This is a genomic window from Nocardia sp. NPDC052112 (assembly GCF_040680135.1).
Lineage (GTDB): Bacteria > Actinomycetota > Actinomycetes > Mycobacteriales > Mycobacteriaceae > Nocardia.
Genome location: NZ_JBFAWD010000018.1, coordinates 24,408 through 50,080 on the forward strand (window position 1 = coordinate 24,408; position 25,673 = coordinate 50,080).

Annotated in this window: 26 protein-coding genes; 8 read left to right on the forward strand and 18 right to left on the reverse strand. The window is 66.0% G+C overall.

Annotation, left to right across the window (positions count from 1 at the left end):
* The first annotated feature begins 1 nt into the window (after position 1).
* The 4 genes from AB0L58_RS29700 to AB0L58_RS29715 all read left to right on the forward strand — a co-directional run bounded on the left by AB0L58_RS29700 (position 2) and on the right by AB0L58_RS29715 (position 3,865).
* Positions 2-1,564, forward strand: a complete 1,563-nt coding sequence (locus AB0L58_RS29700; RefSeq protein WP_364391579.1) for a family 2 encapsulin nanocompartment cargo protein terpene cyclase — start codon at positions 2-4, stop codon at positions 1,562-1,564.
* Positions 1,565-1,615: 51 nt separating this feature from the next.
* Positions 1,616-2,488 carry a geranyl diphosphate 2-C-methyltransferase gene (locus AB0L58_RS29705; RefSeq protein WP_364391581.1) on the forward strand — a complete coding sequence of 291 codons (873 nt, stop codon included), beginning with the start codon at positions 1,616-1,618 and terminating at the stop codon, positions 2,486-2,488.
* Positions 2,489-2,552: 64 nt separating this feature from the next.
* Complete coding sequence (gene idi / locus AB0L58_RS29710) at positions 2,553-3,131, forward strand: isopentenyl-diphosphate Delta-isomerase (protein ID WP_364391583.1); 579 nt, start codon at positions 2,553-2,555, stop codon at positions 3,129-3,131.
* Between the two features lie 389 nt (positions 3,132-3,520).
* Positions 3,521-3,865 (forward strand): hypothetical protein, encoded by a 345-nt coding sequence (locus tag AB0L58_RS29715; RefSeq protein ID WP_364391585.1) that lies wholly within the window; start codon positions 3,521-3,523, stop codon positions 3,863-3,865.
* Between the two features lie 4 nt (positions 3,866-3,869).
* On the opposite strand, the gene AB0L58_RS29720 is transcribed toward AB0L58_RS29715, so the two are convergent.
* From AB0L58_RS29720 to AB0L58_RS29730, 3 genes are all read right to left on the reverse strand, one after another.
* Positions 3,870-4,601 carry an aspartate/glutamate racemase family protein gene (locus AB0L58_RS29720; protein ID WP_364391587.1) on the reverse strand — a complete coding sequence of 244 codons (732 nt, stop codon included), beginning with the start codon at positions 4,599-4,601 and terminating at the stop codon, positions 3,870-3,872.
* Positions 4,601-6,085, reverse strand: coding sequence for an NCS1 family nucleobase:cation symporter-1 (locus AB0L58_RS29725; protein ID WP_364391589.1), 1,485 nt, complete (start codon positions 6,083-6,085; stop codon positions 4,601-4,603). The genes AB0L58_RS29720 and AB0L58_RS29725 overlap by 1 nt, the downstream gene beginning before the upstream one ends.
* A gap of 86 nt (positions 6,086-6,171) precedes the next feature.
* Entirely contained in the window at positions 6,172-6,894 is a 723-nt protein-coding gene (locus AB0L58_RS29730; RefSeq protein WP_364391591.1) for a GntR family transcriptional regulator, read from the reverse strand.
* A gap of 162 nt (positions 6,895-7,056) precedes the next feature.
* Between AB0L58_RS29730 and AB0L58_RS29735 the strand changes: the two genes are divergently transcribed.
* Both AB0L58_RS29735 and ilvA read left to right on the forward strand, forming a co-directional pair.
* Positions 7,057-8,226, forward strand: coding sequence for a serine hydrolase domain-containing protein (locus AB0L58_RS29735; protein WP_364391593.1), 1,170 nt, complete (start codon positions 7,057-7,059; stop codon positions 8,224-8,226).
* An 83-nt stretch (positions 8,227-8,309) separates the two neighbouring features.
* Positions 8,310-9,530, forward strand: coding sequence for a threonine ammonia-lyase (gene ilvA, locus AB0L58_RS29740; protein ID WP_364391595.1), 1,221 nt, complete (start codon positions 8,310-8,312; stop codon positions 9,528-9,530).
* Between the two features lie 43 nt (positions 9,531-9,573).
* On the opposite strand, the gene AB0L58_RS29745 is transcribed toward ilvA, so the two are convergent.
* The 5 genes from AB0L58_RS29745 to AB0L58_RS29765 form a co-directional block, all read right to left on the reverse strand.
* Entirely contained in the window at positions 9,574-10,548 is a 975-nt protein-coding gene (locus AB0L58_RS29745) for an ABC transporter substrate-binding protein (RefSeq protein WP_364391597.1), read from the reverse strand.
* A gap of 54 nt (positions 10,549-10,602) precedes the next feature.
* Positions 10,603-11,643: an ABC transporter permease gene (locus tag AB0L58_RS29750; protein ID WP_364391599.1), complete on the reverse strand. Its 1,041-nt coding sequence runs from the start codon at positions 11,641-11,643 to the stop codon at positions 10,603-10,605.
* Complete coding sequence (locus AB0L58_RS29755) at positions 11,640-12,404, reverse strand: ATP-binding cassette domain-containing protein (RefSeq protein ID WP_364391921.1); 765 nt, start codon at positions 12,402-12,404, stop codon at positions 11,640-11,642. Before AB0L58_RS29755 ends, AB0L58_RS29750 begins: the two co-directional genes overlap by 4 nt.
* A gap of 128 nt (positions 12,405-12,532) precedes the next feature.
* A complete protein-coding gene (locus tag AB0L58_RS29760) occupies positions 12,533-12,820 on the reverse strand; it encodes a DUF4253 domain-containing protein (protein ID WP_364391601.1) in 288 nt (95 codons plus the stop codon).
* Positions 12,821-12,943: 123 nt separating this feature from the next.
* Positions 12,944-13,267, reverse strand: a complete 324-nt coding sequence (locus AB0L58_RS29765) for a multidrug efflux SMR transporter (protein ID WP_364391603.1) — start codon at positions 13,265-13,267, stop codon at positions 12,944-12,946.
* Positions 13,268-13,422: 155 nt separating this feature from the next.
* Between AB0L58_RS29765 and AB0L58_RS29770 the strand changes: the two genes are divergently transcribed.
* A complete protein-coding gene (locus tag AB0L58_RS29770; protein WP_364391605.1) occupies positions 13,423-14,094 on the forward strand; it encodes a hypothetical protein in 672 nt (223 codons plus the stop codon).
* Positions 14,095-14,203: 109 nt separating this feature from the next.
* Here AB0L58_RS29770 and argH read toward each other — a convergent pair whose 3' ends face one another.
* From argH to AB0L58_RS29785, 3 genes are all read right to left on the reverse strand, one after another.
* Positions 14,204-15,625, reverse strand: a complete 1,422-nt coding sequence (gene argH, locus AB0L58_RS29775; protein WP_364391607.1) for an argininosuccinate lyase — start codon at positions 15,623-15,625, stop codon at positions 14,204-14,206.
* Positions 15,622-16,527 carry a class I SAM-dependent methyltransferase gene (locus AB0L58_RS29780; RefSeq protein ID WP_364391609.1) on the reverse strand — a complete coding sequence of 302 codons (906 nt, stop codon included), beginning with the start codon at positions 16,525-16,527 and terminating at the stop codon, positions 15,622-15,624. Before AB0L58_RS29780 ends, argH begins: the two co-directional genes overlap by 4 nt.
* Positions 16,528-16,607: 80 nt before the next feature.
* Complete coding sequence (locus AB0L58_RS29785; RefSeq protein WP_364391611.1) at positions 16,608-17,810, reverse strand: argininosuccinate synthase; 1,203 nt, start codon at positions 17,808-17,810, stop codon at positions 16,608-16,610.
* Positions 17,811-18,064: 254 nt separating this feature from the next.
* Here AB0L58_RS29785 and AB0L58_RS29790 point away from each other — a divergent pair, with 254 nt between their 5' ends.
* On the forward strand, positions 18,065-18,211 hold the full coding sequence (locus AB0L58_RS29790) for a hypothetical protein (protein WP_364391613.1): 147 nt from the start codon (positions 18,065-18,067) through the stop codon (positions 18,209-18,211).
* A 104-nt stretch (positions 18,212-18,315) separates the two neighbouring features.
* On the opposite strand, the gene AB0L58_RS29795 is transcribed toward AB0L58_RS29790, so the two are convergent.
* From AB0L58_RS29795 to AB0L58_RS29825, 7 genes are all read right to left on the reverse strand, one after another.
* Positions 18,316-18,828 carry an arginine repressor gene (locus tag AB0L58_RS29795; RefSeq protein ID WP_364391615.1) on the reverse strand — a complete coding sequence of 171 codons (513 nt, stop codon included), beginning with the start codon at positions 18,826-18,828 and terminating at the stop codon, positions 18,316-18,318.
* 115 nt (positions 18,829-18,943) lie between these two features.
* Positions 18,944-19,936, reverse strand: a complete 993-nt coding sequence (gene argF / locus AB0L58_RS29800; protein ID WP_364391617.1) for an ornithine carbamoyltransferase — start codon at positions 19,934-19,936, stop codon at positions 18,944-18,946.
* Positions 19,933-21,147 (reverse strand): acetylornithine transaminase, encoded by a 1,215-nt coding sequence (locus tag AB0L58_RS29805; protein WP_364391620.1) that lies wholly within the window; start codon positions 21,145-21,147, stop codon positions 19,933-19,935. Before AB0L58_RS29805 ends, argF begins: the two co-directional genes overlap by 4 nt.
* Positions 21,144-22,079 (reverse strand): acetylglutamate kinase, encoded by a 936-nt coding sequence (gene argB, locus AB0L58_RS29810; RefSeq protein ID WP_364391622.1) that lies wholly within the window; start codon positions 22,077-22,079, stop codon positions 21,144-21,146. The genes AB0L58_RS29805 and argB overlap by 4 nt, the downstream gene beginning before the upstream one ends.
* 77 nt (positions 22,080-22,156) lie before the next feature.
* Positions 22,157-23,374: a bifunctional glutamate N-acetyltransferase/amino-acid acetyltransferase ArgJ gene (gene argJ, locus AB0L58_RS29815; protein ID WP_364391624.1), complete on the reverse strand. Its 1,218-nt coding sequence runs from the start codon at positions 23,372-23,374 to the stop codon at positions 22,157-22,159.
* Positions 23,371-24,429, reverse strand: coding sequence for an N-acetyl-gamma-glutamyl-phosphate reductase (gene argC, locus AB0L58_RS29820; RefSeq protein ID WP_364391626.1), 1,059 nt, complete (start codon positions 24,427-24,429; stop codon positions 23,371-23,373). The genes argJ and argC overlap by 4 nt, the downstream gene beginning before the upstream one ends.
* Before the next feature lie 506 nt (positions 24,430-24,935).
* Positions 24,936-25,640 carry a winged helix-turn-helix domain-containing protein gene (locus AB0L58_RS29825; RefSeq protein ID WP_364391628.1) on the reverse strand — a complete coding sequence of 235 codons (705 nt, stop codon included), beginning with the start codon at positions 25,638-25,640 and terminating at the stop codon, positions 24,936-24,938.
* Positions 25,641-25,673: the final 33 nt, after the last annotated feature.

Genomic DNA, 25,673 nt, shown 5'->3' on the forward strand with positions numbered 1-25,673 from the left:
GATGTCGGTGCTCTCCCGCGCCTCGGCACCGCCCGCCACCCACGAGGTGGCCGCCGCTGTCGCGGCACTGCTGTCCAACCTCGAAACCACCGCTCCACCGACACTCCCGCTGGAGGTTCCGAAACCGAAAACCTCGGCTTCACCTGAAAATATCGATATACCGGAAAGTACGGAAATACCCGAATGCACAGCAATACCCGAATCATCCGAAACCCAGGTGGTGGCAGCTGATTCGCGACAACTGGACCGCCCCACCCAACCTGAGGCGATCGGTCCGCGCCACCTGCTCGGACCCAGCGGACTGGGCGCGGCTGCACTCCTACTTCCGACGTCCACCACCACCGAAGTGGGATTACCTACTACTGAGGTACCCGACACCGCACTCACACCTACTATCCGGGCGGCTGGTCTCCAGCCGCCACCGGTGGCGTTCGGCGCCACATCGATCGCTGTCGGCGTGGCGCAGGGGGCCGCGCCGGCAGGATCGGCCGCACCCGAACCGGAATCGACCCGGAGCCGAATTCCATCAGGCCCCACCGGATTAGGTACCACGTCGGCCTACCTGCACGGCACCGCGGCACCGATTCCACCGCTGTACTGTCCACCTCCCCTGCGCGATGACCCGGCCTTGGCCGAACTGGTCAACGCCGGACTCATCGACTGGGCGCGGGATATCGGCCTCTACGCCGGGCGTCTGGACGAACTGCGCGATGCCGACTTCGGTCGCCTGATCATGCTCGCCCATCCCGACAGCGACGATCCCGACCGGCTGCTCGCGGTCGCGAAATGCGCGGTCTCCGAATGGTCGGTCGACGATTACTACTGCGAGGAAGGAGCCGATGAGACCGCACCCGACGGCACGCCGTCCAGCGCCGCGGCCGAACTCGGCCCTCGACTCGAATTGGTATCCGCCGCAATGGATCCCGTCCATCTCCCGGCGCGCTACCAGCGACAGTTGGAACGGGCGTTGCAGGCCGATCCGATCCTGCGCGCGTTCCGTACGTCCTTCGAGCATCTGTCCCGGTATGCGACCCCGGCACAGCTGGCTCGATTGCGTACCGAGATCGCCGGATGGTTCATCGCACTCGGCGCAGAGGCCGGCTGGCGCACCGCGCACCGGATGCCACCGGTGTGGGAGTACCTGACCAATCGGCAGCCGCACAGCTTCCTGCCGTGTATGGCGCCGATCGATGTGGTCGGCGGCTATGAGGTCCAGGCCGCCGAGTACACCGATCCACGGGTGCGCCGAGTCGTCACCACGGCCGCACTGGCCAGTCAGATAGTCAACGACCTTTATTCGATGGCGCGCGAAGACCGTTCGGAAGGTAGGGAATTCAACCTGCCGACGGTCTTGGCCGCGGAGGAGCACTGTTCCCGGCGCGAGGCGGTGCAGCGCACGGCCGCCGTGCACGACGAGCTGGTGCACCGATTCGAACAAGAAGCCGGTCCACTGGCGGCCGCCGGATCGGCCGAACTGCGCCGCTTCCTCGGCGGGCTCTGGGCCTGGATGGGCGGCAACCGCGCCTGGCACGCCGGGAGCAAGCGCTACAACGAGTCGAATTAGCCAGTACCGCAACGAAATCAGTAGTACCGCAACACGAGAGGATGATCAGGCATGACCATGCTCAACCCCGCTACCGGGTCCGTCCTGCGCACCAACTACCAGAAGGCCGTTGCCGAGTACTGGAACAACAACCCCAACGACGACCGGGTCAATACCAGACTCGGCGAGGTCGACGGTCTCTTCCACCACCACTACGGCATCGGCGAACCCGATCAGGCGGCGCTGGCCGGACCGGCGGATACCCGCGAGGAACGGATCGTCAAGGAACTACACCGCCTCGAAACCGCGCAGGCCTCGCTGCTGCTCGATCACCTCGGCGATATCCGGCCCGGCGACCGGCTGCTCGACGGCGGATCCGGACGCGGTGGTACGAGTTTTATGGCCAATCAGCGTTTCGGATGTCAGGTCGACGGCGTCACCATTTCCGAATACCAGGTCGGCTTCGCCAATGACCAGGCCGCACATCGCGGTGTCGCGGACAAGGTGCGCTTCCACTTCCGGAATATGCTCGATACCGGCTTCGACACCGGATCCATCCGCGGCATCTGGACCAACGAAACCACCATGTACGTGGACCTCGGCCAGCTGTTCGAGGAATTCTCCCGGCTACTCGAACCCGGCGGTCGCTACGTCTGCATCACCGGCTGCTCCAACGATGTCACCGGCGGACGCTCGGCCTCGGTCAGCTGGATCGACGCCCATTACGGCTGCATGATCCATCCACGCAGCGAGTACTTCCGGGCCCTGGCCGACCACAATCTGGTGCCGGTCGATGTGATCGATCTGACCGCCGCCACCATCCCCTACTGGGAGTTGCGCACCGAATCCGAACTGGCGACCGGGGTGGAGAAGCCGTTCCTGACCGCCTACAAGGAGGGCAGCTTCCAATACCTGTTGATCGCCGCCGATAAGGTGGGGCGATGAGCGAGCGGTCCACAGGCACAGCATCAACGGTCGCAGCGCAGCCGAGCGCTGGCGAGGCGCAGCTGTGACCGAAACACTGGCCGAACCCGTCACCGACCGCGAAGCTCTATCCGTCGAACTCGTCGACGAAGCCGGGCACGCGGTCGGTGCGTGCCCGGTAGCGCAAGCGCATACCGCGCCTGGACTGCTGCACCGCGCGTTCTCGGTGCTGCTGTACGACGATGCGGGTCGGGTGCTGCTGCAGCAGCGTGCCGCGGTGAAGACGCGGTTCCCGCTGCTGTGGGCCAATTCCGCCTGTGGTCATCCCGCGCCGGGTGAGCCGGTGGCGGCGGCCGCCGCGGTCCGGTTGGCCGAGGAGTTGGGGTTGGCCACCGCGCTGACCGAGGTCGGCATCTTCCGGTATCACGCCGAAGATTCCGCGACCGGTCGGGTGGAGCACGAATGGGATCATGTGCTCATCGGGCGGCTCGATGCCGAGTTGCTGCGGACCGCAGCGCCGCGACCGGATCCGGCAGAGGTCGCCGACTACGCGTGGATACAACCGGAGGCGCTGCGCGATGCGATCGCCGACGATCCGGGGAACTACACCCCGTGGCTGCTCGGTGTGCTCGATATCGCGGAAGAAGCGGTCCGGGTCGTCTGAGGGGTATTCGAGGCCCTTCCGTTGATTCGGGCTATGCCGGTGAGCCAGGCCGAGGCAGCCACTGATCATTTCCGGCGGTGATCCGGGGGTGGCTGTCTCGGCCGAGTCCATCGGTAACTTCGAGCGGCTGGTGGACCAGCAGAAACGGATGCAGCGCGGGCAGAGAGATCCCCATCTCTTTGCTGCTTTTCGGTCCGACACACGCGGTGCCGTCCGGGGCTACATGCCTTGATGCGCATATCTACGTTTCGGCAAGTATCCCCTGAGAAGCACGGTCCTTGTAACACCGCACAAAGCCTTCGGGAAATCACAGGCATGACACAGGGTGCGAACAGGAGTGACTCGGATCCTGGATCAAGTAAGAGGTCTCGAATTCAGCGAGGTGCACGATGGTCGAAGTCGAAGTCACGGACGATAAGGTGACGATTCATGTGCTCGGTGGGCACCGACTGCTGGCCCTGCGCGAACATGTGACCTTCGATCTGGCCGATATCAAAGAGGTGACCACCGCCCCGGTCGATCTGCGTCCGCCGTGGGTCCGCGCCCCTGGCACCTTCTTTCCCGGCGTGATCGCGGCCGGCACCTACCGGGGTAGGCGGCGAAAAGAGTTCTGGGACACCAGATTCGGTGGTCAAGCCATCCTCATCGACCTTGCCGGTCCCGGCTTCACCCGTCTCGTCGTCGATGTCGACGATCCCGATGCGGCCATGGACGCCTTGACTTCGGCGGCCTGACAGCTCACGGATTCGAGCCGAAGGAACGCAACAGACCGCTGTACGGCTTCGGTGGTGGCGCGGCGAACTCTCCCCTACCCGATTTACGCAGGCCGAGGGTGATCAGCGACTGCACCGTCAGGGTGGCCGCGGTGACACCGTCGATCACCGGTACACCGATCTCGTCGCGAATGTGGTCGCACAGGTCGGCCATGCCCGCGCAACCGAGGACGATCGCATCGGAGCCGTCGGCGTCGACCGCATCGCCACATGCCTCGGTGACGATCTTGCGGGCATCCGGATCTTCCAGTGCGAGCACCGGGACTTCGCAGGCGTGGATGCCGCGGCAAAAGCGCCGCATGCCGTAGCGCCGCACCAGATCATCGGCTCGACCGATCGTTCGGCTCAGCGTGGTGACGATGCTGAAGCCACCGCCGAGCTGGCTCGCGGTGTGCATCGCCGCCTCCGCGATGCCCAGCACCGGGCCACTTGCCAATTCTCTGGCCGCATCCAAGCCCGGATCGCCGAAGCAGGCGATCACGAAGCCGTCGATCCCCTCCTGTTCGCCGCGTCGGACGGCGGCGAGCACGCCTGGGACGCTGAGTGCTTCGTCGTAGTGACTCTCGATCGAAGCGGGGCCCATTTCGGCGGTGACCGCGTCGAGCAGTGTGCCCCGGCCCGCTACGGACTTGGCACACTGCTCGATCGTGTCGGTCATCGCCCGGGTGGTGTTCGGGTTGACGACCCGGATGCGCATCAGGCGGTGACTCCCTGCACTGCCAACCGGGTTCGGGTGGCCAGCAGGTAGTAGGTGAGGAAGCCGAGGCCGCAGCCGATGAACCAGCTGTACTGCGCGGCGGTGTACATGCCGGTGACATCCTTGGCGAACACCGGGATCACCGCCACGATCGCGCCGACCGCGGTGGCAATGATCGCGGCCGGGTTGTAACCCTTGCTGTACCAATAGCTTCCGGTCTGCGACAGGGTGAACAGATCGTCGACGACAACCCGCTGTTTGCGCACCAGGTAGTAGTCGGCGATCAGGACACCGAACAGCGGGCCGATGAATGCGCCGAGCACTTCCAGGGTGTAGTGGATGACCTCCGGATTGTTGTAGAGGTTCCACGGCGTGATCAGCACCGAGCCGACCGCGGCGATCATGCCGCCCGCGCGCCAGCTGATCCGCTGCGGGCTCACGTGCGAGAAGTCGAAGGCCGGTGAAATGAAGTTGGCCACGATATTGATGCCGATGGTGGCGACGGTGAAGGTCAACGCGCCGAGGACGATCGCGAAGGTGCTGTCGATCCTGGCCACGGTCGCGACGGGATCGGTGATCAGCTCACCGTAGACCGGGACGGTCAGCGATGCGGTGATCACCACCAGCAGCGAGAACAGCAGGAAGTTGACCGGCAGCCCGAGCAGGTTGCCGCGCCGCACCGCCGCGAAGCTCCTTCCGTAGCGGGAGAAGTCGCCGAAATTCAGCATCGGACCCGAGAAGTAGGAAACTACCAGCGCGATCGCACCGAGCATGACCGGCAGCGAGGCCCAACCGGTGTACTTCACCGCGCCCAGCTTCAGGTCGATGGCACTCCAGCCCGCCTTGGCGATCAGGTAGCCGCAGAGCAGGAACATCACGACATACACAGCGGGACCGCAGAAGTCGATGAACTTGCGAATCGATTCCATGCCACGCCAGAACACGCCGGCCTGCACGACCCACAGCAACAGATAACTGCCCCATCCGAGCAGCGAAAGACCGAGGAACCCGTAGTCGTCCACAACCGCGTACGGCGCGAGGCTCGGAAATAGTTTCACCAGTACGACATCCAGTGCCGCCGAGGCGAGGAAGGTCTGAATCCCGTACCAGGCGACGGCGATCAAACCACGGATGATGGCCGGAATATTCGCGCCGAGCACCCCGAACGCGCTACGGCACATGACCGGGTACGGCACTCCGGTCACCTGGCTCGGCTTGGCGACCAGATTGCAGAAGAAGTAGACGATCGTGATGCCGATCAACAGCGCCGCGAGCACCTGCCAGCTGGCGAGTCCGAGTGCGAACAGGCTGCCCGCGGTGACATAGCCGCCGACGCTGTGCACGTCCGACATCCAGAACGCGAAGATGTTGTAGGAACCCCAGGTCTGCTTGCGCAGTGGGGCCAGATCCGCATTCGTCAGCCGTGGATCGTAGGCAGGCGGCGCGGGTACGGGCGGGGCCGCGGTGGTGAGCGTTTCGGTCATGGTGTTTCCCATCCGAAGGGTGAAACTGTGATCGAAACGACGGTAGGAACCACGCATTGCCCTGCCGTTGCGCAGTTATTGCCCGGCTATTGCGCGACAGATATATCTTCCGGCGCGAGCAGTCCGGTATCGGTGGGCAGCGTCGCGATTACCGTCTCCAACCTGCGGTGATGCCGTTCGGCGATGAGCAGCAGGCGATCCACGTCCCGGGTCATGAACGCATCGAGCATCAGCGCGTGATCGGTGTGTAGGCGCACCCGATCGCCGCGGCCGATATGCACCATGGACTGCACCGGCTCGGTGACATTCCACGCCGATTCGAGCATATGCAGCAGCCGGAACATCCGCGAAGGCTTGGTCAGCGCAACATGAAAATGGCGCGACTGGCGGTGGTATGCCACCGGGTCGTCATCTCGAATCGCCTGTTCCAGTAACGAATTCACCTCGAGCAGGCGGGCGCGGTCGGCGTCGGTGGCATTGCGGGCGGCAGCCGCGAGCGAGGCGGTTTCCAGCGTCTCCCGCACGATATACATTTCCCGCAGCTCATTGGCGGTCAGCTGGGCCACCGCGTACCCGCCGTGTGGCTGATGCGTGACCAGGCCCTCACCGATCAATGTTTTGAGCGCCTCCCGCACCGGGATGTGACTGACGCCGAATAATTCGGCGACCTCGCGCAGTGGGATCGCGGTGCATGGTGGGACGGCACCATCGAGGATTACCCGGCGCAGTTCGCCGAGGATCACTTGTGGTCGGCCAGGTTCGTCGACAACCAACCTGGCCAGTAGCGCCGATCGTCGTCTCGGGGGCATACGGCCACGCTATGCGAGGCGTATTGCGATCTCTGTCGCGGATGTGACGGTCAGGATAAGTTCACCGAACCGACTGGTCTCGTGGTCGGAATTTCAACATCTCGATGCGCCATAACGCGGTCATGCCATGCTGTTGGTTGGTCGAACGACAGAGGTATTCCGATGACACTTACGACAACGCAGTCGGTGGATCGTCGCTATGTGCGCCTGGTCGCCGAATTCGACAGGCTGTTCCGTCGGCCCAGCGATGGCGGCGGCGCGCTGGTGGTCTATCAGCACGGCGAACCGGTCGTGGATGTGTGGGCCGGATTCGCCCATCCTGGCGTGCCGTGGGCCGCCGATACCGTGGCCATGGCCTACTCCACCGGCAAGGGTGTGGTCTCGACGCTGGCGCATCGTTTGGCCGAGCGCGGACTATTCGATTACGACGAGCCGGTCGCCACCTACTGGCCCGAATTCGGGGCCGCGGGCAAGGAGCGCATCACGGTGCGGGAAATGCTCACCCACCGGGCGGGTCTGCATCGGTTGCGCGATCTGCTGTCCGGGCCGGTGACACGTTTCTTCGACGATGCCGAGGTCACCGCCGCGCTCGCGGCCTGCCCGCCCGATCCGCGTCACGTGGTGACCAGCGGCTATCACGGAATCTCCTTCGGGCACCTGGTTGCCGAGCTGATCCGACGGGTCTCCGGTTCGGACTTCACCGAGCTGCTGCGCACGGAAATCGCGCAACCGCTTGCGGCGCAAGAGCTCTGGTTCCAGGTTCCGAAATCCGAGCGCGATCGCATCGCGACGAACTTTCCTCGACTCACCGTCGCAGGTATGAGTTGGGAGAACGGTGCGCGGCTCATGGGCCGGACTCGTTTCGCGGCCGCCGCCGATACCACGCCGCGCGGGTTCGCCGATATGGTTTCCGATCCGTGCCTGCACGATTCGGTGATGCCGGGCGTCAACGGTGTCTTCTCGGCGCGAGCCCTGGCGCGGATGTACAGCGCGCTCGCGACCGACGGTCGGCTCGGCGGCTTCCAGTTGCTGCGGCCGGAAACCATCGAGCAGATTACTCGGCGTCAGGTCTTCACTCCCGATTACGTACTGGCATTCCGCATTCCGTGGGCGATGGGTTACCACGGTGTGCCGATGAAGCCGTCCAAGGCCGAACCCATCTCCGCCTTCGGCCATTTCGGCCTCGGCGGCTCAGGGGCGTTTGCCGATCCGGCCACGGGTATGTCGCTGGCCTTCGTCACCAATCGGCTCGGTGGGAAGCTGACGCCGTTGGGCGATGCCCGGCTGGCACGGCTCGGTGCGATTGCCCACAATCTCGCGAAGGCCGGATAGGCGGGCTGGCTTCGCCGGGAAATCATCGGATGATTCTCGACCAAGTCGAGCGCATTCGCGGTTTGGGCTGGCAACATGGGCGCATGGAGTTGCTGGGACTGGAGCGGATCGAGGCGGCCGCGGCGGCATTGGTGCCGGTGATTCGGCGGACGCCGATGGTCGCGTCACGGGTGTTATCCGAACGTGCCGGAACCGAAGTGCGGCTGAAGTGCGAGAACCTGCAGCGGACCGGATCGTTCAAACCGCGAGGGGCGTATTTCCGGATCGCGAACCTCCCGCCGGAAGACCGGGCGCGCGGTGTGGTGGCGGCCAGTGCGGGCAATCACGCGCAGGGAGTGGCGTGGGCCGCGGCGTCGCTCGGGATTCGCTCGACGGTGTTCATGCCGGTGGGCGCTTCACTGCCGAAATTGGTGGCCACCAAGGCGTATGGCGCCGAGGTGCGCCAGGTCGGTGAGACCGTCGACGACTCGCTGGATGCCGCACTGGATTTCGCCGAACGGACCGGTGCGACGCTGATTCATCCCTTCGATCACGCCGATATCGTCGCCGGGCAGGCAACGGTGGCTTTGGAGATCATCGAACAGATGCCCGAGGTCGGGACGGTGATCGTGCCGACCGGCGGCGGCGGGCTACTCGCCGGGGTCGCCATCGCACTGCATCATGTCGCACCGCAGGTGCGGGTGGTCGGGGTGCAGGCGGCGCAGGCGGCGGCATGGCCGGATTCGCTGGCCACGGGTAAGCCGGTGCGGGTGGCGCGGATGTCGACCATGGCCGACGGTATCGCGGTCGGGCTGCCCGGTGAGGTGCCGTTCGCGCACGTCGCGGCGCATGTGCCCGCGGTGGTGACAGTGGATGAGGATGCGCTGTCCAAGGCGCTGCTGCTGTGTCTGGAACGGGCGAAGTTGATCGTCGAACCCGCCGGTGCCGCTGCAGTGGCGGCGCTGATGAGTTACGAGCCGACGGAACTCGGCTTGCGTGGGCCGGTGTGCGCGATCCTGTCCGGCGGAAATATCGATCCGATGATGCTGACCAGGATCATCGGTCACGGCCTCGGTGCCGCTGGACGCTATCTGGCTGTGCGCGTGACTATTTCGGATCGGCCGGGTGCGTTGAGCGGATTGCTCGCGGTCGTCGGGAAGACCGGCGCGAGCGTGGTGGATGTGGTGCACTCGCGCACCGGTGGCCGGCTTGCCGTCGACGAGGTCGAGGTATCGCTGACCTTGGAGACCCGGGGTCCGACGCATCGCGACGATGTGCTTGCCGCACTGGAGAATTCGGGTTACGCGGTACGGGTGGAGGACTAGGAGCCGTCGGGTCCGAGCATTGCCCGGACCCGACGTCGCCTCGTCAGCACTTCCGCTTGTAGAAATACTTCGAGTTGGCATCCATATCGGCCTGGGTGATGGCGACCATATCGGTCTGGATATTGCGGGTCACCGGCTTACCCTCCAGCGCGGCCGCGGCCTCGTCGACGCCCTTCGCGCCGATCCCGGCCGGATCCTGTGCGATAAGTGCCTGCACGGTACCGGCTTTCAGATCCTCGACCTGTTTCGGACTCGCATCGAAGCCGACCAGCTTGACCTGGCCCAGCTTATTGGCATTGCGCAATCCGGTGGCCGCGCCCTCGGCCGAGCTGAGGTTGGTGGCGAAGATCCCGGCGAGGTCGGGGTGGGCGGCCAGCGTCGCGGTGACGATCGAAGCCGCCTGTGCCGCTTCGTTATTGTTGTATTGCACACCGAGCGAAGTGATGCCCGGGTAGGCCTTCACCGCGTCTTCGAAGCCCTGCGCACGCGCGTCGGTGGTGGAGGTTCCGGCCTTGGTGTTGATCACCAGTACGGGCCCCTTGTCGCCGATGAGCTTGGCCAGTGTCTGTGCCGCGAGTTCGCCGCCCTTCTTGTTATCGGACGCGATCGATGACAGTGCGATCGAGGTGTCGTCCAGCGCGGTATCGACCTCGATGATTTTGATCCCGGCATCCTTGGCCTGTTTGATCGGATTGGCCATGGCCTGGGCATGCGTCGGGGCGATCAGGATGGCGCCGGGCTTATTGGCCACCACACCGGTCAGCACCGGAGTCTGCGCGCCCGCATCGAATTTCGTCGGCGCCTGCGTGTCCAGCTGGTAGCCGAGTTTGCTCGCCTCGTCCTGCGCGCCGCATTGCATGGAGATATAGAACGGCTCGTCGGCGACACCGGGAATCAGCACCAACTTCTTGGCGTCCGTGCCGCCGGAATTGCTCACCGAGCCACCACATCCCACCACCAACGCGCCGACCGCCGCCATCGCGCCGATCATTGCCGCGGTCCGCTTCGCCACCCTCATTCGGCTACCTCCGCCTTATTTTCTTATCGCGCAGTGTTGTAACTGCATACCTCTCTACTTACGGTCCCGAGCCCGGCGGCGCAGTTGGTCGAACCACACCGCCCCGACCAGAACCGCGCTCACCGCGATCGGCTGCCAGAACACCGGCACCCCCGCGATGACGAAACCCTTGCGCAGCACCGACGGTATGAAGACGCCGATGACCGTGCCGACAATGGTGCCGATCCCGCCGAAAAGACTCGTCCCGCCGATGACCACGCCGGCGATGGCATCGAGATTGTCCGTGCCGTGTCCGCCGATGGTGGTGGTTCCGAAGTAGGCCAGATTCATGAATCCGGCCAGTCCGGCGAGCAATCCGGTCATCAGATAGACCAGCACGAGGTGGCGGGTGACCGCGATGCCCGAGCGCCGCGCGGCCTCCTCATTGGAGCCGATCGCATAGGTGTAGCGGCCGAATCGGGTGGTGTGCAGCACCCACGCGGCGAGCACCGTCACCGCGGCCGCGACCAGCACCAGGTTCGGTACACCGCCCAGTGATGTTCCGAAACCCAGGGAGTTGCGCAGCTTGTCGGGCACGGTCCTGGTGTCGACACCGCCGGTGATCAGTTGTGCCGCACCGAGTGCCGCGCCGAACGACCCGAGTGTGACGATCAGCGGTGGAATCTTGGCCTTTGCCACCAGAATTCCATTGAGCAAACCCCAGATGCCACCGCCCACAATGGAAATCAAGAAGCCGACACCGATAATTCCCCATCCCGCGTTGGTGGCGTTCTCATCGGGGCTCAGCAATTCCATCGTTTTCGCGCCGAGCACCCCGGCGAAGATCAGCACCATGCCGACCGAGAGGTCGATGCCGGAGGTGATGATCACGAAGGTCATGCCGACCGAAAGGACCAGCAGCACCGAGGTTTCGATCAGCAGGGTCTGCAGGGTGAAGCGGGTCGGGAAGGCGTCGGGGCGGATGATGCTGAAGACCACACACAGCACGACGAGCACCACACCGATCCACAGCGTGCTCGCGCCCAGAAGTCGTTGCAGTACAGTGCGTTCCGGCAGATCGGGGCCGCCGTTCGGCTCCACGGCTGCTTTTGTCATGCGGCGTCCTCGGGTGCGAGCGCTCCGGTCATGGCGCCGACCAACTGCTCCAGCGTCGCATCGGCGGCGGCGAATCGAGCCACCCGCTTACCGAGGCGCAGCACTTCGATCCGGTCGGCCACGGCCAGCACCTCGGGCATATTGTGGCTGATCAGGACGACGGCAATGCCCTGGTCACGCACATTGCGGATCACCTCGAGCACCCGTTCGCGCTGCACGACGCCCAGGGCCGCGGTCGGTTCGTCCATGAAGACCACCTTGCTCGCCCACAGCACCGCGCGAGCCACGGCGACACTCTGACGCTGTCCGCCCGACAGTGCGCCGATCGGCACATCGGTACTCTGCAGCGTCACGCCGAGGCGTCGGAAGTGTTCGACGGCCTGGGCCCGCATCGCCCGTTTGTCGAGCATGCCGAGCCGGCCCGCCAGCCCGCGGCGAATCAATTCCCGACCGAGGAAGAGGTTGGCGGCCGGATCCAGATCAGGTGCGACGGCGAGGTCCTGGTAGACGGTTTCGACGCCGAGCCGGCGTGCCGCGGTCGGCGTGCTGAGCACCGTTGCCGAACCGTCCAGCATAATGGTCCCCGAATCCGGTTGTTCCGCACCGGAAAGGCATTTCACCAGTGTGGACTTGCCCGCACCGTTATCGCCGATCAATGCGACGACCTCACCGGCTCGGACCTGAAAGTTGGCTCCCCGCAACGCCTCGACACCGCCGTAGCGCTTCACCAACGCCTGGGCCTCGAGCACTACATCGCCGATATCCGATGCCATACCGTCACCCGCGTCGACTCAGTTGAGCAAACGTCCGATCCATCGGCCGATGCTACGTTCGCCGCCACCTCCCATGGGACGAATTCGGCAAAATGCGCAGGGCGCAACGAGACCGATCAGTCCCACCAGAAACGCCACAGCTGCCGCAGCGGGGATTCGGCGAGTTCATCGAGTGAATCGCGATCCTGTTCGGCCGCATCCGAGCAGTACAAGTACGCCTCCATGGCCTGTCGCAGCGCGGCGTCCTCGGTCAGCTCCGGCTCGTGTGCGACGGCGAGCCACAGCCGCCCGATATCCGGGCTCGGTCGACACGATCCACACCGGCGCCCCGGGCACCGTTCGCTCGACCACCGACGCCGCCGGCGGCTCGATCCCGCACGCCGCCAACGCTTCCGCCGGATCATGCCCCGCGAACGGCACCGCCGCCGCGACCGCCGGTCGATCCGCGGCGAAGGTTCCTGCCACGAAATCTCTCTTCATGAGTCGTCATTCAATAATGACCCACCGACAAGATCGGTGCGCGGATGTCAGTGTGCACCACCGAGTTCCAGTGCCAGCACGCCGAGAATCACCAATGCGATGCCGCCGACCTGGATCGACGAAAGTCTTTCGTCGAGAAATAGGACCCCGATGACGGCGATGGCCGCGACGCCCACCGCCGACCAGATGCCATAGGCAACGCCGATCGGTATGCCGCGCTTCAGCGCCTGGGACAGGAAGAAGAAGGCCGCGCCGTAGCCGATGACCACGATGATCGAGGGCACGAGCTTGGTGAAACCGTCGGAGATCTTCAGCGATACGGTCGCGGTGATTTCGGAGGCGATGGCCAGCGCCAGCAACAGCAGGGTCATCGGCGCAGCGTAAACCGAGCGGCATTTAAGCGTTTGCACCGATGGATCGAAAGATCACCACCGCAGACTGGCACGCAGGCCGCCGTTTTCGGCGGCGCTGAGAATCGTCGCGAACGTTTCGGTTCGCGGCACGGGCCGATCGAGGGAGGGATCCGATGGATGGGGCGGCCTTGGCGGTCCTGGTGATCGTGCTAGCGCTGGTCATGGGGATGCCGATCATGCTGATCGCCGTGGCACTGCCCCTCGCGGTTCGTGCCGAGCGTCGACGCAAGGGGGTGCTGTGGCAATGGGCGGCTCGACACGGATGGTCGTACGCGGAGCACTCGTGGGCGCAGTGGGTGTCACGCCTGCCCGGTGGCGGTCGCCGAGCTCTCGGCGTGACCTTGTCCGGGATGGTGGGCGGCCGTTGGGTGACCGTCGCGGAACACTCGTACACGACGACCTCGTCGAGCGGTGATTCCACATCGACCCAGACGCATCACTACCTCGCCGTCGTCGTCGTGCTGGATCGCCCACTCCCGTCCGTCGCCGTCACCGGCCGCGGCGCCATGTCGAAGTTCGGCCGCGCGCTGTTCGGCGACAAACCCACCGCGACCGGCAACGCCGAATTCGACGCCCGTTTCCGGATCAAGTCCGCCGACCCGAACTTCGCCCGCTGGCTGGTAAGCAAGCCACTGATCGATGCCCATCTGGCCGGAATCGTGCCGGACTGGAGCCTGGTCGGCCAAGACCTGCTCACCTACCGCCCAGGCCGACTACGCGACCCGAACACAATCCCAGCCCTAACCACCCCCCTAACACACGTAGCGGACCTGTTGGGCCGCTGAGGATCAAGATCAGGTGGCACTGATGGTGGGGGCTTCTCGGGCGATGCCGCCACAGTTTCCACCTGATCTTGATCACCTTGTTGGGCGGCAAACGTTGGGCGAGACGCGGTTACGCGAAGAGGGCGCGCAGTTCGACGACTACGTTGCGGATCTCGTCGAGTTGCGCGGCGACCTGGACGGCTGCGGTTCCGCCGCGGGCGTTGCGGGATGCGATGGAGCCCTGGACGGTGAGGACCTCGCGGACCTCGGGGGTCAGCGCCGAATCGATGGTGGCGAATTCTTCGTCGGTCAGTTCGTCGAGGCCGACGCCGCGCGCCTCGGCGGCGCGCACGCACGCACCCGCGGCCTCGTGCGCGACGCGGAACGGAACACCCTGCCGGACAAGCCATTCGGCGATATCGGTGGCGAGGGTGAAACCGGCGGGGGCGAGTTCGGCCATGCGGTCGGTGTGGAAGGTGAGCGTCGAGACCAGGCCCGCGATGGCCGGGAGTAGCAGTTCGAGCTGGGCGACCGAGTCGAACAGCGGTTCCTTGTCCTCCTGCAGGTCCCGGTTGTAGGCCAGCGGTTGGGCTTTGAGGGTCGCCAGCAGTCCGGTCAGGTTGCCGATGAGGCGGCCCGCCTTACCGCGGGTGAGCTCGGAGACGTCCGGATTCTTCTTCTGCGGCATGATCGACGAGCCCGTGGACCAGGCGTCGGCCAGGGTGAGGTAGCCGAATTCCGGTGTACTCCAGATGATCACCTCTTCGGCCATCCGGCTCAGGTCGACTCCGATCATGGCGAGTACGAACGCCGCCTCGGCCGCGAAGTCACGTGCGGAAGTGGCATCGATCGAATTCGCCGCCGCGGCAGCGAAATCCAGTTCGGCCGCGATGGCTTCCGGATCGAGTCCGAGCGAGGATCCAGCCAATGCGCCGGAACCGTAGGGCGACACCGCCGCCCGCTTGTCGAAGTCGCGCAGCCGATCGATATCGCGCAGCAAAGGATGCGCGTGGGCGAGCAGATGGTGCGCGAGCAGCACCGGCTGTGCGGCCTGCAGATGCGTCTTACCGGGCATTACGGCGTCCGGATGCGCGGCGGCCTGAGCGACCAGCGCGTCGACCACATCGAGGAGTCCGGCGGCGATCCGGCGGGCCGCGTCGCGCAGCCACATCCGAAAGAGCGTGGCCACCTGGTCATTACGGGAGCGCCCGGCCCGCAGCCGGCCGCCGAGTTCGGTGCCGACCCGATCGATCAGCCCGCGCTCCAGCGCACCGTGCACGTCCTCATCGGCCTCGGCCGGGGCGAACGCGCCCGAATCCACGTCTGCCGCAAGGCGATCCAGTCCGCCCAGCATGGCGGCGAGGTCGCTCTCCGAGAGCAGTCCCGCCTTGTGCAGCACGCGCGCGTGCGCCTTCGACGCGCGAATGTCGTAGGGGGCCAGCGCCCAGTCGAATTGGGTCGACTTGCTCAGCGCGGCCATTGCCGCGGCCGGTCCGGACGTGAAACGTCCACCCCAGAGCGCCCCTTCGTTGGTGCTGCCGCTCTGCGTCATCGTGTGCTGTCTCCTCCGGGTTGTCGGGCGGTGAACAAAGTATGGGTCTTCAAGCCGGCGGCGGCCACGTCGGATACCTCCCGGCCCCGGCTGCGCAGCACCTCGGCCGGATCGGCGCGCGACACCGTCCAGCCGTGTTCGGCGAACCAGGCGATGGGATCACTGCGGCCCTCGTCGGAGTACCACAGTTGGCCGACATCGACCTGCACGTCGACCCCACCGGATCGCGCCTCCTGCAACGCCTTGGCGTCCGGCGCGGAACCGGTCGAGCGGTAGATCGCGACACGACTGCCCGGTGCGCTCGACGCCACGATGTTGTCGAAGAGCCGATCCTGGGCAGCCGCCGGGAGGTAACGCAACAGTCCTTCGACCAGCCATGCGGTCGGCACGGACGGATCGAATCCATTGTCCCGCAACGCCGCCGGCCAATCCTGGCGCAGATCCACGGCGATCGCGCGGCGCTGCGCCGCGGGCGGGAAATCCGTAAGCGCGCTCTCCTTGAACTCCAGAACCTTCGGCAGATCAAGCTCGAAAACCGTTGCGCCGATCGGCCATTCGAGTCGGTAGGCCCTGGCGTCCAGGCCGGCGGCGGGGATGACGAACTGCCGGATGCCGTCGGCCGCCGCCTCCTGGAAGTAGGCGTCGAGGTAGCAGGTGCGGGCGATCAGAGCCGAGATAATGGCGCCCATCGACGCTATCGCGGCCTCCTCGAGATCGGGGATCTCGCCGCGCACGATGCGCGTCCAGGATTCCGAGCCGACCGCGGTCACCAGCACTTCGGCGTACGGGTCGTGGAACAGTGCGTCCGGGCGGCGGCTCTCGGCGGCTCGCATTGCCGCGACGCCGAGGGCCGTGGCGCCGACGCTCGATTCGATATCCCAGCTGTCGTCATCGGTCCGCATAGCGCTCCCTTCGGGTCGGCCACCGCTGCGCCGACCCGTTCGAGCCTAATGTCACCGACGGACGTGGTCTCGCGCGCTGGCTACTTCTGGTTCAGGTCGCGACGGGCCGCGACCTTGGAGGACAGGCCGTGGATCTGCACGAAACCCTTGGCGAGGGACTGGTCGAAGGTGTCGCCCTCGTCGTAGGTGGCCAGGTTGAAGTCGTAGAGCGACTGCTCGGAGCGGCGGCCGTTGACCACGATGGAACCGCCGTGCAGCACCATCCGGATATCGCCGGTGACGTGCTCCTGGGTCTCGGCGACGAACGCGTCCAGCGCGCGCTTGAGCGGAGAGAACCAGAGGCCGTCGTAGGCCAGCTCGCCCCAACGCTGCTCGACCTGCCGCTTGTAGCGGCCCAATTCGCGTTCGATGGTGACGTTTTCCAGGGCCTGGTGCGCGGTGATCAGCGCGATGGCGCCGGGAGCCTCGTAGATCTCGCGGCTCTTGATGCCGACGAGCCGGTCCTCGACCATATCGAGGCGGCCGACGCCCTGGCGGCCCGCCCGATGGTTCAGCTCGACAATGGCCTCCAACACGCTGACCTGGCGGCCGTCGATGGCGACCGGCACACCTTTGTCGAAGGTGACGATGAGTTCGTCCGGTGCCTCGAAGTTGACCGTCGGGTCCGAGGTGTAGTCGTAGACATCCTTGGTCGGCGCGTTCCACAGGTCCTCGAGGAAGCCGGTCTCCACCGCGCGGCCCCAGACGTTCTGGTCGATCGAGAACGGCGACTTCTTCGTGACATTGATCGGGAGCTTGTTCTCCTCGGCGAAGGCAATGGCCTTCTCCCTGGTCCAGGCGTAGTCGCGGACCGGGGCGATCACATTCAGGTCGGGGGCGAGCGCGCCGATGCCGACCTCGAAGCGGACCTGGTCGTTGCCCTTCCCGGTGCAGCCGTGGGCGACGGTGCTCGCACCGTGGAACTTGGCGGCCTCGACGAGGTGCTTGACGATGAGCGGGCGGCTGATCGCCGAAACCAGCGGGTACTGGCCCATGTACATGGCGTTGGCCTGGATGGTCGGCAGGCAGTACTCATTGGCGAACTCGTCGCGCGCATCGACCACGATCGCCTCGACGGCACCGCAGTCCAGCGCACGCTGGCGCACCACATTCATGTCCTCGCCGCCCTGGCCCAGATCGATGGCGACCGCCACGACCTCGGCGCCGGTCTCCTTGCCGATCCAGCTGATCGCGACGGAGGTATCGAGCCCACCGGAGTAGGCGAGTACGACGCGCTCGGACATGTCTATGTGCTCCTCGGTTTCGTGCTTGTCTGCAGGTTGTGCCCGCATCCGCGGGCGGCGGGGTGCGGCGCCCACCGACGCACTCAAATCGCACGTCAGGCGGCCCGCACCGGATTGCAAATGATTATGCACGATGATGCAAGCCCATTCACAACCGGGTCCGAGTTCCACCTGCCAGCTAGCACCTTGGCACCCCCTTGCCCCTATGTCACGCTTGACCCGGTAACTATCGGAGCGGGCAAAGGACGGACCCCATGCTGCACCTCATAGCAGGAGAATTCAGCACCCTCGGCAACGGCGTCCTCGACATCGGCCGCGCCATAGTCGACTTCATCCAAGACATCATCGACATCGGCACCCCGAACGCCCCACACAGCGGCGGCCAATACCCCTTCGGCTGACACGTCCGCCCCCACCGCGCCGCTTCGATCGACCGCCGCCGAGTCGGGATTCATCGTTGTCGGTGAGCGAAATCCGTTGGTGCAGACCGAGGGACGCCGAGGACTCAGGCGAGTGCCTCGATCTTGGCGGCGAGTTCGGCGCCGGTCAGCGGTTCGCGCGCGATGACCGCGATGGTGTCGTCGCCCGCGATGGTACCGACGATGAACGGCAAGGCCGCTCGGTCGAGGGCGCTTGCCAAATAATGGGCGGCACCGGGCGGGGTGCGCAGAACCGCGATGTTTCCGCTGGCATCCGTGGAGACCAGGAGATCGCCGAGGAGTTTGGAGAGGCGGTCGGTGCCGCCGGTGACGCCGCGAACGGGGCTGCCGTCCTCGGGGACCACGTAGACGCCCGCACCGCCGTCGGCGGCGCGCAATTTCACGGCGCCGAGTTCATCGAGGTCGCGGGACAGAGTGGCCTGAGTGGTTTCGATGCCTTCGGCGGCGAGCAGTGCGGCCAGTTCGGTCTGGCTGCGGACCGCGTGTGCGGTCAGCAGTTCGACGATCCGGGACTGCCGACCGGCACGGGTGCGGGCGATGGCGGGGGCGGACTTACCCGCATCGGGTTGGACCGTCATGACCACGCCTCGCCCACATGTCTCACAGCGCCCCCGAAGCAGGCCGCAGTGGATCGGCCACCCGCGTGGTCACGCCGAGCCCGCGAGCCCGGCACACCGGCACGCTCGCACGCATTCACTGCGCCTCACCTCGCTTGGCCAGCAACCACACCAGCAGCGCCTTCTGCGCATGCAGTCGATTCTCCGCCTCGTCCCACACCACACTGTGTGGTCCGTCGAGTACCTCGTCGGTGATCTCCTCGCCGCGGTGCGCCGGAAGGCAGTGCAGCACAACAACATCCGGCTGTGCCTTGGCGAGCAGATCATCGTTGAGCTGGAACGGGCGGAACGGGCCGACCCGGTCGAGGCCGTCGTTCTCCTGCCCCATGGAGGTCCAGGTGTCGGTCACCAGAGCATCGGCACCGGCCGCAGCGGCAACGGGGTCGCCGGTCAGCGTGATGGTCGCACCGGTCTCGGCGGCGCGCTTGTGGGCGGCCTCCAGAATCCATGGCAGCGGCTCGAAACCCGTTGGCGCGGCGATGGTTACGTTCAACCCCGCGGTCACACCACCGAGCAGCAGCGAGTGCGCCATATTGTTCGCACCGTCACCGAAGTAGGTCAGATTGCGCCCGGCCAGACTCCCCTTGCGCTCGACGAGGGTCTGCAGATCGGCGAGCACCTGACACGGGTGGAACTCATTGGACAGGGCGTTGACGACCGGAACCGTTGCGGTGATCGCCATTTCGTCCAGACGCATCTGCTCGAAGGTCCGCCACACAATCGCATCGACGTAACGCGAGAGCACCTTGCCGGTATCACCGAGGGTCTCCTCGCGCCCGAGCTGGGTGTCGCGACCGTCGACCACCACCGCATGCCCGCCGAGCTGTGCGATACCCATTTCGAAGGAGAACCGCGTGCGGGTGGAGTTCTTCTCGAAGATCACCCCGACCCCGCGCGGCCCTGCCAGCGGCCGGTACGCGAATGGATCCTTCTTCAATTCCGCTGCGAGCGTCAGAATTTCGGCTTGTTCGGCAGGCGTGACGTCATCGTCGCGCAGGAAGTGCCGCAGCTGCCCACCCGTCTCTCGACCGCCACCGCCCATGGAATCGGTACGCGATGCTGTACTCATTCGGCCCCCTTCGCGTCCGCGATCGCACCGTCGAGGATCTCGGGCAGATCGCCGACGAAATTATCGGACTGGGTCTCGGTGAGCACCAGCGGCGGTGCGAGCCGAATAATGTTGGGCTTGGGTGCATTCACCAGATAGCCTGCCTCCCGCGCCCGGTTCTCGACCTCGGCCGAGATATCGTCGGTCAGCACGATACCGAGCAGCAGACCGGCACCGCGCACGTGATCGATCAGCGGATGCTCGAGCAGTTCGATACCGTCGCTGAGCCGCTTGCCGACGGATTCGACGTGGGCGAGCAGATCGGTCTCATCGATGGTCCGCAGTACCGCCAAAGCCGCTGCGGCGCATACCGCATTGCCGCCGAACGTGGTGCCGTGCAGCCCCGGCGTCAGCAGCTCCGCGGCCGGTCCGGTGGCCAGCACCGCACCGATCGGCAACCCGCCGCCGAGCCCCTTCGCGAGGGTGATCACATCGGGCACAATGCCGAACGCCTGGTGCGCGTAGAACTTTCCGCACCGGCCGATACCGGTCTGCACCTCGTCGAGAACCAGCAATGCACCATGACGCGCGGTGATCTCCCGCGCCTTGACCAGATAGTCGATGGGCGGCACGACAACGCCGCTCTCCCCCATGATCGGTTCGAGGAATACCGCCGCGGTGTCCTCGTCGACAACCGCCTCGAGCGCCGCCGCATCGCCGTAGGGCACATGGACGACACCGGCCGGCATCGGCTCGAACGGCGTCCGCTTGGACGGCTGTCCGGTAAGAGCGAGCGCGCCCATGGTGCGGCCGTGGAAGGCCTCATCGGTCGCGATGATCTTGTGCCGCCCGGTCAGCCGCGCCATCTTGAACGCCGCCTCATTGGCCTCGGTGCCGGAGTTGCAGAAGAACGCGCGGCCGTGGCCGTCCCCGAATTCACCGTCGCCGAAGTGCGCGAGCAGCCGTTCGGCCAGTTCGATGACCGGTTCGTTGGCATAGATATTCGAGGTGTGGCCCAGCGTGCCGAGCTGCTGGGTAACGGCTTCCAGAATCGCCGGATGGGCGTGGCCGAGGCTGTTGACGGCGATACCGCCGAGGAAGTCGACGTAGCGTTTGCCGTCCGCGTCGTAGACCACCGCACCCGCACCGCGCACCAGCGCGACCTTGGGTGTGGCGTAGTTCTTCATCAACGCGGCGGACCACCGCTGTTGCAGCTCTGCTGTGTCACTCATATTTTCGTTCCGTTCAGTGTGTCCGCCGCGCTCGTCGGGAGCGGGGCGGGCGTCACCATCGTTCCGATTCCTTCTCCGGTGAACAGTTCCAACAGCACCGAATGCGGGACGCGACCGTCGATGACATGCGCGGTCGGCACCCCGCCCTGCACGGCGCGCAGGCAGGCTTCCATCTTGGGCACCATGCCCGCATCCAGTCGCGGCAGCAACTCGACCAATTCGGCCGAGTCGATGCGCGAGGTGAGCGACGAACGGTCCGGCCAGTCGGTGTACAGGCCCTCGACGTCGGTCAGGATCACCAGTTTTTCCGCGCCGATGCCCTCGGCGAGTGCGGCCGCGGCGGTGTCGGCATTGATGTTGTGCACCACGCCGTCGGCGTCGGGGGCGATGGTGGAGACCACCGGAATGCGCCCCGCGCCGATGAGATCGAGCACCGCGTCGGCATTCACCTCGGTGACATCGCCGACCAGACCGATATCGGTGGCCTCGCCGTCGACATCGACGGTGCGCCGGGTCGCGGTGAACAGCCGCGCGTCCTCACCGGAGATGCCGACCGCGTACGGACCGTGCGCATTGATCAGCCCGACCAGTTCGCGGCCGACCTGACCGAACAGCACCATCCGCACCACATCCATCACCTCGGGTGTGGTGACGCGGAAGCCACCGCGGAATTCGCCTTGCAGCCCGAGCTTTTTCAGCATCGCGCTGATCTGCGGTCCGCCACCGTGCACCACCACCGGGTGCACACCGACGGTGCGCAGGAATGCCATATCGGCGGCGAAGGCCTGTTTGAGGTCCGCATCGATCATCGCATTGCCGCCGTATTTGACGACCACGATCTTGGCGCGGAACTTCTGCAGCCACGGTAGCGCGTCGGCGAGGACGTGCGCCTTGTCCAATGCCGAAAGTTCTCGCACCGCGTCGCTGGTCATGGCGCCAGCTCGCTGGCGCTCACCTCCGTCATGCCCAGCGATGCCGGCTGCGTTGATTGTTCGCTCGCCGCGCTCGCTCATGAGCTATAGGCCGAATTCTCTTCGACATAGCCGTGCGAAAGGTCGGTGGTCCGCACGGTGGCGGTGCCGTCACCGACATTCAGTTCGATCCGCACCTCGATATCGGCGCCGGACAGATCGACCTCGCGTGCACCCGGCGCGCCGACGCTGTCGACGCAGACCGGATTTCCGTTGAACGACACCGAGATCCGGTTCGGATCCAGGGTGACCGGTGCGATACCGACGGCGGCGAGCACCCGGCCCCAGTTCGGATCGGAACCGAAAAGCGCGGTCTTGACCAGACTGTCGCGGGCCACGGCGCGCGCCGCGATCAGCGCCTCGTCCTCGGAGACCGCCCCGGCGACGGTGATCCGCACCCGCTTGGTCACACCCTCGGCATCGGCCATCAGCTGGGCGGCCAGATCGTCGCAGACCGCGAGCACGGCCGCGTCGAGTTCCTCCTGGGTGGGGGTGACTTCGCTCGCCCCGTTGGCGAGCAGGAGCACGGTGTCATTGGTCGAGCAGGAGCCATCGACATCGAGCCGGTCGAAGGTGAGCCGAGTCGCGTTGCGCAGTGCGCGATCCAACTGGTCGGCGCTCGCGGCGGCATCGGTGGTGAGCACCACCAGCATGGTGGCCAGTGACGGCGCGAGCATCCCGGCGCCCTTGGCCATACCGCCGACATTCCATTTGTCGCGGTGGTGGAATGCCGCTTCCTTGGGAACGGTATCGGTGGTCATGATGGCATGTGCCGCATCGAGACCGCCGGACATGCCGCCGCCCATTTCGTGCACGATCTCGGTGACGGCCGGAACCACCTTGTCCATCGGCAACCGGTCACCGATCAAACCCGTTGAGCAGACCGCGATTTCGCCCGCTCCGGTTTCGGTGCCCCAGTTGCTCAGCGCCTTGGCCAATTCCTCGGCGGTCTGGTGGGTGTCCTGGAATCCACCCGGACCGGTACAGGCGTTGGCCCCACCGGAATTCAGGATCACCGCACGCAGCCGGCCAGCGGTGAGCACCTGCTGCGACCACAGCACCGGCGCGGCCTTCACCTGGTTGCGGGTGAATACGCCCGCGGCCGCGTATTCCGGCCCCTCGTTGAATACCAGTGCCAGATCGGGTTTTCCGCTCGCCTTGATGCCCGCGGCGATGCCCGCCGCCCGAAAGCCGAGCGGTGCGGTCACGCCCTGGCTCCGGAACAGCTTGCCCGCCGGTGTTTCGATCGTCGTCACGGTGCCACTCCTACGGTGGAAAGTCCTGCGGTCTCGTCGAATCCGACGGCCAGATTCATGGATTGGACCGCGGCGCCCGCGGTGCCCTTGGTCAGGTTGTCGATCGCGCCGATCACCACGAGCAGTCCGGCATCGGCATCGACCGCGACCTGGAGGGTGACGGCGTTGGAGCCGAGCACCGAACCCGTCTGCGGCAGTGTGCCCTCCGGTAGCAGATGCACGAATGGTTCGTCGGCGTAAGCCTTTTCATAGACCGCGCGAGCTTCGGCGACGTCGACGCGGGTCGGGGCGGTGCAGGTCGCGAGAATGCCGCGCGGCATCGGCGCCAGTACCGGAGTGAACGATACGGCGACCGCCGCACCACCGGCAGCCTGCAGATTCTGCGCGATCTCCGGGGTATGCCGGTGCGCGCCCGCGATGCCGTAGGCCCGTGCCGACCCCATCACCTCGGAGCCGAGCAGGCCGATATCGAGTTTGCGGCCCGCACCCGAAGTGCCGCTCACCGCAACCACATTCACCTTCGGTTCGATGATTCCGGCCGCGATCGCCGGTGCCAGCGCGAGGCTGGCGACCGTGGGATAGCAACCGGGAACGGCGATCCGGTGCGCACCGCGCAGCCGCTCGCGCCCGCCCGGCAGTTCCGGTAGGCCGTAGGGCCAGCTGCCCGCGTGCGTGGTGCCGTAGTACTTCTCCCAGGCTGCCGCATCGGTGAGCCGGAAATCGGCCCCGCAGTCGATGATCACCGTCGACTCCGGCAGCTGCTGGGCGATGGCGGCGGACTGCCCGTGCGGCAGGCCGAGGAAAACGACGTCGTGGCCGGCCAGTTCGTCGACCGTGGTCGGGGCGAGTACGCGATCGGCGAGCGGCAGCAGATGCGGCTGGAGCTCCCCCAGTGCGCTGCCCGCATTCGAGCCCGCGGTCAGCGCCCCGATGACGAGGCGCCCGTCGCGGTAGGCCGGATGACCGAGCAATAGACGCAGCACCTCACCGCCGGCGTATCCACTGGCACCGGCGACCGCAACCCGCAACACCGGGTTACCCGACGAATCATCCATGTGATGATTATGCACGATTATGCAAGCCCATTCATGAACGGGGTGTCGCATCGCCCGACCGGGCCGCGCACACCGATCGTTCCGCTACCGCCCGTGCCGTATTACCCGGACAGAAGCCGCCTCAATCGTATCGATCGGATTCGACTCGCGTCCGGGCGAGCGGGCGATGGCCTGGAAGATCAGCACCGTGCTGCGTTCAGAGTCGGGGCCAGCCGCTGTGCACCATTGATCGGATCGACTCGCGTCCGGGCGAACGGGTGATGATCTGGAAGATCAGCACCGTGCTGCGTTCAGAGTCGGGGCCAGCCGCTGTGCACCATTGATCGGATCGACTCGCGTCCGGGCGAACGGGCGATGGCCTGGAAGATCAGCACCGTGCTGCGTTCAGAGTCGGGGCCAGCCGCTGTGCACCGATGCTGATCGAGACCGGGCCACCGGCCACGTTCAGTAGTCCGGCAGCAGCCCAGGGTGCTCCCGGACCGCGGTCGGGGCTGCGGAATCTGCCGTCAGGCGACCGTCGCGGGATCGATCCCGAGTGTCGCGCGCAGACCGACCTCCCCTTTCGGGGTGAGGCGGACGGCGCGGCCGGATCCGACCCGTCGCACCCAATCCAGCGCCAATAGTCGACGGCACAACTGCGCTCCCGCGGCACCGCCGAGGTGGGTGCGGCGCTCGGTCCAGTCGAGGCAGGGGCGGACGATCGGGCGGCGCGTGTGCAGTGTGTTCGCCTCGATGCCCATCGGACCCGTCAGCCATGCCGAGCCCGCATCGGTGAGGGCGAAGCCGCCATCGGCATCGAGCAGTTCGCGCTCGGTCATGGCATCGGTGATCGCGACGCCCAGGCGGCCCGCGAGGTGGTCGTAGCAGGTTCGGCCGCGCGCCAGGGCCGCCGCCGCGGTGGACGCCCGCAGCGTCGTGGACTCGCGGCGGACCGGTTCCAGGTGGGCGACCATGGTCTCCAATAACTCGGCGACCTGCGGGCTCGCCAACTGCACATAGCGGTGCCTGCCCTGACGACGTTCGATGAGCAGACCGCCGTCGAACAGCCGGTTCAGATGTTCGGTCGCGGTGGACGGTGCCACGCCGGCATGGCGGGCCAGCTCGCCTGCCGTCCACGCGCGACCGTCGACCAAGGCCAGGCACATATCGGCGCGGGTGCGATCGGCCAGCAGGGTGGCCAGTCCGGCCAGCTCGGCTCCTCGAGTTTGCACCACACCATGATCGCGCCGGGTTACTTCGGCGGC